The organism is Adlercreutzia sp. CNCM I-6207, from assembly GCF_977072305.1.
Genome location: NZ_CDRVLZ010000035.1, coordinates 1 through 6,573, shown reverse-complemented (window position 1 = coordinate 6,573; position 6,573 = coordinate 1). Strand labels below are relative to the sequence as shown.

Here is a 6,573-nt window from a genome sequence, read left to right as displayed (position 1 = left end):
CCTCTCCGGTGCTTTCTCGACAATCGCATCGTAGCGGGAGGCCCCTTTCCGCGTGTACCGAAAGTGGGTCTATGTCAATGGTGGTTTAACAGCGGGTCTAGCCCTTTCTTTTCTTCCAAAAGCCCTACATTGCCGGCAACTTGATGGCTGGCGCAAAATGCCCTACTTTGCCGACCCTGGGGCGTCGGAGGACTTTGAAGCCTCATATGGGCGACGCGCTTAGGCCTTAGGCTCCTGTTGGGTGATGCAGTGGATGTTGCCGCCGCCGAAGACCACCTGGTCGGACTGGACGCCCACGCACTTGTAGACGCCCTCGCCCCACACCTCGTCGTAGATCTGCTGCAGCGTGTCCACGGCCAGCGGATCGTTCTCGTCGCCGTACTGGGGCACGATGACGCCGCCGTTGGTCACCAGGTAGTTCATGTAGGAGGCGATGAGCGGCTCGTCAGCCACGCGCGGCTCGGCGTTCTCGTCCATGTCGATGGTGTCGCAGGAGGCCTGGTCCATGTACAGGGGCTTCGCCGGCATGGGCAGCTTGTACACCTTCAGCGCACGGCCCTTCGCGTCGGTGGCGTTGCTCAAGGTCTCGTAGGCCTCATGGCACTGGCGGTAGAAGGGGTAGTCCTCATCGTCGGTCCAGATGCAGACCATCACGCCCGGGGCGATGAAGGTGGCCACGTCGTCGATATGGCCGTTGGTCTCCTCGGGGTCGATGCCCTCCTTGACCCAGATGACCTTCTCCACGCCCAGATAGGCCTTCAGGTGCTCGTCCATGTAGGCGCGCAGCTCCTCGCTCCAGGGCTCGAAGCGCTTGGCGTAGACGGGCCAGATGGTGTCCTCCTCGACCTCCTCGGCGAGCACGGCCGAGGCGGTGCGGCCCGGGGAAAGCAGGCACTGCTCGGTGACCACGAGGGTGCCCTCGCCGTCCACCGTGATGGAGCCGCCCTCCAGGATCATGTCGTCGGGACGATAGCGGCGGCAGTGCGACAGCTCGGCCATCTTGCAGGCGATCTGGTCGTCGGCCTTCCACGGGAAGTACAGGCCGTCGATGAAGCCGCCGTAGGCGTTGAAGTGCCAGTCGCAGGCGCGCTTGTCGCCCTTGCCGTCGATGACGTAGGTGGCGCCGGTGTCGCGGAACCAAGCGTCGTCGGTGGTCATTTCGATGACGGTCACATTCTCGTCGTCCTCGAAAACGGCCTTGCAGTTGGCGTAGTCGTCCTCGTTGGCGCACATAACGACCGGCGTGAACTCGGCGATGGCCCGGGCGATGGCGGCGTACTGCTTCTGGGCCGGCTTGGCGCCGTGGGCCCAGGTGTCGGTGCGGTGAGGCCAGCCTATCCACACGCGATCCTGCGGGGCGAACTCGGCGGGCATGAAGAAGCCGTCGGCGGCGGGGGTGGAGTCGGACTCGTAGATGGTTTTCATGAGGGAATTCCTTTCAAGAGGGGGGGGGTACGAGTACAGCAATCTACAAAATCTTCTCGCTCTTGCCGTCGTCGGCGGCAAGAATCTGCTCGACTTGGGCCGGATCAACGGGCTCGAGCGAATCGGGCTCGCCTGCGGCCTCTTCAGCCAAACGCTCGGCGGCCATCGCGGGAGTGAGGCCCTTGAACTCCTCCTTGCGGCCGCGGGCGCTCACAATGCGCACCACCTCGCCCAAAAGGAGGAAGATGATGAAGATGGCGATCATCGGCACCTTGTCCGCCACTTCCTCGGCCGAGAACGGCACGAGCGTGGCCACGACGGCCAGCACCAGCTCGATGACCGGGATGGCCAGAATAACCTTCATGGCTGTGCCCTGGAAGGGGAAGCGGTACACGCGGGGACGGTTCGCATCGACCTTGCGCAGCTTGATGAAGGCCGGGAACATGGGGATGTAGGTGAGCAGTAGGAACACCACGGAGGTGGCGAACAGCGTCCAGAACAGCCCGTCGGAGATGGCCTCGTTGGGAATGAGCTGGATGAGCAGCACGGCGGTGGCCACGATGCCGTTGACGATGGCGGCGCCGGTGGGCATGCCGGTCTTCGGGTTCTCGTGGGCGAAGACCTTCGGCATGTTCTGGTTCTTCGCGGCGTACTGGGCCACGGCGTTCACGCCGAAGGACCAGGAGGCCATGTTCGCGAACAGGGTGATGAGGAATACTACGGCGATGATGATGAAGATGGGGGAGGTCTCGCCCACCATGGTTATTACGGCGTAGAGCATGCCGAAGTCGGGGTCGATCTGGTCGGCCGGGATGGCGGCGCCGATGCCGAAGCCGCAGAACAGGTAGATGGCGCCAATGGCCAGGCCGCCCAGGATGATGGCCTTGGGAATGTCGCGGGCCGGGTTCTGCATGTCCTTGGCGAAGGTGCAGATCACCTCGAAGCCCGTGAAGTTGAAGATGATGATGGACAGGTAGCCGAGCGCAGCGGTGTTGGTCAAGTCGGGCAGGAACGTCTCGGGGGCCATGGATCCGGCGAATCCGTTGGCGCAGGCATACCAGATGCCGAGCACGCCCACGGACACGGCCACGAGCACCTTCAAGACGGCACCGCCGTTCAGAATCCACTCGGAATCGGACACCTTCGAGAAGCTCATGAACACGACGATCCACACAAACGCGATCTCGATGCCTAAGGTCAGCAGCAGATTCGACTCGATATCGGCCCCGAACACCATGCTTAAGATGGGCGGGAACAGCGTGGCCAAGCTGGCGATCCACAACGGGAAGTTGATCCAATAGTACCAGCTGATGCGGGCGCCCCACTTGTCGCCGAGCGCGTCGCGCACCCAGTCGTAGATACCGCCCTCGGAGTCGTAGGCGGTGCCGAGCTCGGCCGCTACCATGCCGTAGGGCAAAAGGAAGGTGATGATAAGGAAGATCCACCAGAAGAACTGCTGGTTGCCGATGGCAGCAGCCGGTGCCGCCGCCTCACACACGAACACCACGCAGATCACCGACAGAATAACGGATACGAAGGAGAATTTCTTCTTACCGCTCATAGGGTAACTCCTTAATGGGAAAGAGCGATCGGGGAAGTTGCGCCTTCCCCGATCGCACATGGTTTACAGACCCTGCTTGCCGAGCTTCGCCATGCACTCGTCGATGGTGGCGCGGTAGTTGGTCGCCTTCTCCGGGTTCGGCTCGCTCTGGGGGCACAGAGTGGCGAGGATGGCGCGGATGGAGTGCTTGCGGTTCTCGGCCTCGTCCCAGCACAGGGAGCGCTCCGGGTCGTCCATCACCTCGTCCACGACCTCCTCGCCGCGGTTGGCCGGCAGGCAGTGCATGAACTTGGAGTCGGGGCCGGCCGCGTTCATCAGGTCCCAGGTCACCTGGTACTTGGGATAGAACACGTCCATGTAGCTGGTGCTGGAGACTTCCTCGTCGTAGAGGCCGTACCACACGTCGGTGTACACGAAGTCGGCGCCCTCGATGCAGGAGATGTCGTCGGAGACGGTAATGGTGCCGCCGGAGATCTTGCAGTTCTCCTCGCCGATGGCCATGAGCTCCTTACCGAACACAGCGCGCTCCTCATCGGTGCCTATGAGCAGGGCGCCGTCGGGGATCTGATGGCCCTTGGGCCCGAACTGCACGAAGTCCATGCCCATCTTCGAGCAGATGAACATGAGCGATACGCAGGTCTGGGTGGCATCGCCGATGAAGGCGAACTTGCAGTCCTCGATCTTCTTGCCGGCGGGCAGGTTCTCGATCATGGTCATGAGGTCTCCGAGCTCCTGGGTGGGGTGGTTGTACTCGCTCATGCCGTTGATCACGGGGGCCGCGGAGTACTTCGCCAGGGCCACCACGTCCTTGTGGCGGTCGACGCGGGCCATGAGGATGTCGACGAGGCTTCCCATGACGCGGCCGGAGTCCTCGATGGACTCGTGGCCGCCCAGCTGGATGGAGCCGGGGCCGAAGAACTGCGCGTGGCCGCCCAGGTCGGTCATGGCCGTCTCGAAGGAGATGCGCGTGCGGGTGGACACCTGCTGGAAGATCATGCCCAGCGTCTTGTGCTTCAGCAAGAGCGGGTACTCGCCGCCCTCCTTGATGAGCCCCTTCATGGCGATGGCGAGGTCCACCATGCCGAGCAGCTCCTCCTTGGTGAAGTCGTTGGTGTCGATGTAGTCCTTGACCATAGAAATCCTCCTTTAGGATCTCGTTCGCGACCTCTGCGCAAGATGATCGCGATGCGGTTTCATGCGGAGGACCCTTCATGTCGGCGCTATTCGGGCCGGATTCCCGTTCGCGGCCTTTTCTCGACTCGAGGCCGTCTCCGGAATTGTTGAGCGTCTTCCGCATCTCTCGAGGCTCAGCATGGAACGCGCTAGAAGTTTTGAGAAGAAATAATCAAGATTATTTCCAGATGGTAAAAGCTCACCGTGCGTCTAATCCCAAATAATCCCGCTACTTAGACCTATTGAACCGGCCTCTATGGTAGAAAAGATCCATCGCCTCTTTTGCTGATCTTTCAAGTTGAGGCACGACCTAAACCGCTCTAGACCGTCGCGGCTCATCATCGGGCCCTATGCGTCACCGAGGAGGCTTGCTTTGGAGACAGCGTTCTACCTCTACACCATCGTCGTGATGCTCGTGTGCGTGGCGTCGGGTTCCGTATCGCTCTCGGCCTATTTCGTTTCCCGGCGCCACTCGTTTCTCTACGCTGCAGCCATGCTGCTGTTCTACTTCCTCGACCTCGCGCTTATCTTTCAATACGAGTACCTGGGCCAGAACGTCGAGCCTTCCATCAACCAGTTCTATACCATCGACCATCCGCAGCTGAAGATACTGTTCGCCTTGGGCACTCTCGAGCCCATGTGGCTCATACTGTGCGATTTCGTGAACGAGCGCCGCCGCGTTTTGCGCCTCGCCCCAGCCTTGGCCTTCATCGCGGCAAGCGAAATCGTCGTGCTGTGCCTGCCCGTGGACGAGTTTCGCCAATGGCTCTTCTACACGCTGCGACAGGCGTTTCTCCTGTGGTGCTTGGCTTTCGGGGTCTATCGCTACTGCACGGCCCGCAACGAAGTGGAGAAGGCCCGCTTGCGCCGTCAGGAGCCGCTGTTCCTCATCACTTTAGTTCTGTGCCTGTGCATTCTCATCGAGGATATCGTCATGATCCTCGTCTTCGATTCCAGCTTCTTCGCGAACGCCGATATGCTGCCCCTGTATATCAGCGAGCGGAACTTCTCTGAGAACATCCTGCTTCTGACCCTGTCCTTTTTCACCCTGCGCGTCGCTGCCGACACCCTGCGCCTGCGCTTCAAGGAGCCGCCGAGTGCCGATGCGCCCGACACCCAGGAATACGTGGACGAGCTGCTTCCCGCCTTCTGCGAGCGCTATCACCTGACCGCGCGCGAGCGCGTCATCTTGGAAGAAGTGCTGCAAGGCAAGGACAATCAGAACATCGCCAGTTCGCTGCAATTGGCCCTCGGCACCGTGAAAGCTCACGTGCACAACATCCTGAAGAAAACCGGCACCACTACCCGCCAAGAGCTCGCCCAGCTGTTCTGGAAGGGATAGGGGATAGCTGGCAGACGCGCAACAGCGGCTGGCGCCGTGGGAGGTGCAGGCGTCGGAAGGCCGCAGCCGCCCTTATTCCCGCAGCGCCCTAGAATCGAGCCCTTTTGCGGCGCTCTAGCTCTTCTTTGAGCATTTGCGTAAGTTCGTCCCGGCCGCTCACGCCAAGCTTGGCGTAAACATTCGATATATGGGTTTTCACCGTGTTGACGGAAATGTACTCCTGCTCGGCGATCTCCTTGTTCGATGCACCCTTCTCGAGCAGCGACAGCAGCACCTCTTCACGCTTGGTCAGCCCGTATTCGCGGGCGATCCAGGGCACAAGGGATTCTGCCAGCTGCTCGTTGCGCATCCGCCGATGATGGGCGAGGAAGACGTAGGCGGCCACGGTGAAGCAGAGCGCCATAACCTCGACGGGCACCTTGCGAGGAGAAGCAAAGTCCCCGCTGCTCTCCTGCCCGAAACTCACATACGTTGCCGCTTCTCCCAGGGCATACACGAGCACGAGCAGAAGCGAGAAAACCCATCGCCAGCGGTTCATGCATCGAAATTCCGCCACCAAGCAGCAGATACCGTACCCTATCACCCACAATGCCAGCAGCCTGGTAAAGAGGAACCCGCGCCACGACGCAACCGATTCGACTGATGAAGCGCCGCTCGCCCAGGCCGCCATTATGCAAACCGCCCAAAAAAATCCTTCGACAGGGGAAAAGCTGCGCGAGAGCAAACTGCCCAGCACAAGCCGGTACAAGAGGATTATAGCCATGTTGAATGTGGTGTAGAGCATGGGGTAGGCGTTTCGCGCGTCTTCGAATTGCAACGCGAATTCTGGAACAAACTCGTACATGAACAATAAAACGATATCTATCGTGTACGCGAAGAAGATGAGCGCCGTGAAGATGTATCCCGGTTTGCGCTCGACGTAGTACAGGCTCCCATAGGCGGCGATGGCCAACGCATAGGCGATGCAGCTTGCTGAGTAGTAACCTCTCGCGGTACCATCGATCACCTGGCTTGGTACCGGCGATCAGCAAAAGGCGGTACCGCGAGTAGGCTGTCTCGGTACCGCTAATCA

At 60.7% G+C, this 6,573-nt stretch carries 5 protein-coding genes; 1 reads left to right on the top strand and 4 read right to left on the bottom strand.

Going from position 1 to position 6,573, the window contains the following annotated elements:
- Window positions 1-219: 219 nt before the first annotated feature.
- The 3 genes from ACW4QM_RS11315 to ptcA form a co-directional block, all read right to left on the bottom strand.
- On the bottom strand, window positions 220-1,425 hold the full coding sequence (locus tag ACW4QM_RS11315) for an agmatine deiminase family protein (RefSeq protein ID WP_114540327.1): 1,206 nt from the start codon (window positions 1,423-1,425) through the stop codon (window positions 220-222).
- A 43-nt stretch (window positions 1,426-1,468) separates the two neighbouring features.
- Entirely contained in the window at window positions 1,469-2,986 is a 1,518-nt protein-coding gene (locus ACW4QM_RS11310; RefSeq protein WP_117284254.1) for an APC family permease, read from the bottom strand.
- A 63-nt stretch (window positions 2,987-3,049) separates the two neighbouring features.
- On the bottom strand, window positions 3,050-4,120 hold the full coding sequence (ptcA, locus tag ACW4QM_RS11305) for a putrescine carbamoyltransferase (RefSeq protein ID WP_455798465.1): 1,071 nt from the start codon (window positions 4,118-4,120) through the stop codon (window positions 3,050-3,052).
- Window positions 4,121-4,532: 412 nt separating this feature from the next.
- Between ptcA and ACW4QM_RS11300 the strand changes: the two genes are divergently transcribed.
- A complete protein-coding gene (locus ACW4QM_RS11300; protein WP_455798464.1) occupies window positions 4,533-5,501 on the top strand; it encodes a helix-turn-helix transcriptional regulator in 969 nt (322 codons plus the stop codon).
- 88 nt (window positions 5,502-5,589) lie between these two features.
- Here the strand turns inward: ACW4QM_RS11300 and ACW4QM_RS11295 are convergent, their stop codons facing one another.
- Complete coding sequence (locus ACW4QM_RS11295) at window positions 5,590-6,507, bottom strand: helix-turn-helix domain-containing protein (protein WP_455798463.1); 918 nt, start codon at window positions 6,505-6,507, stop codon at window positions 5,590-5,592.
- Window positions 6,508-6,573 lie beyond the last annotated feature (66 nt).

What these genes read in the sequence shown, in the direction of transcription:
- ACW4QM_RS11315 (WP_114540327.1), bottom strand. Translation starts at nt 1,425, where the DNA reads ATGAAAACCATCTACGAGTCCGACTCCACCCCCGCCGCCGACGGCTTC.
- ACW4QM_RS11310 (WP_117284254.1), bottom strand. Translation starts at nt 2,986, where the DNA reads ATGAGCGGTAAGAAGAAATTCTCCTTCGTATCCGTTATTCTGTCGGTG.
- ptcA (WP_455798465.1), bottom strand. Translation starts at nt 4,120, where the DNA reads ATGGTCAAGGACTACATCGACACCAACGACTTCACCAAGGAGGAGCTG.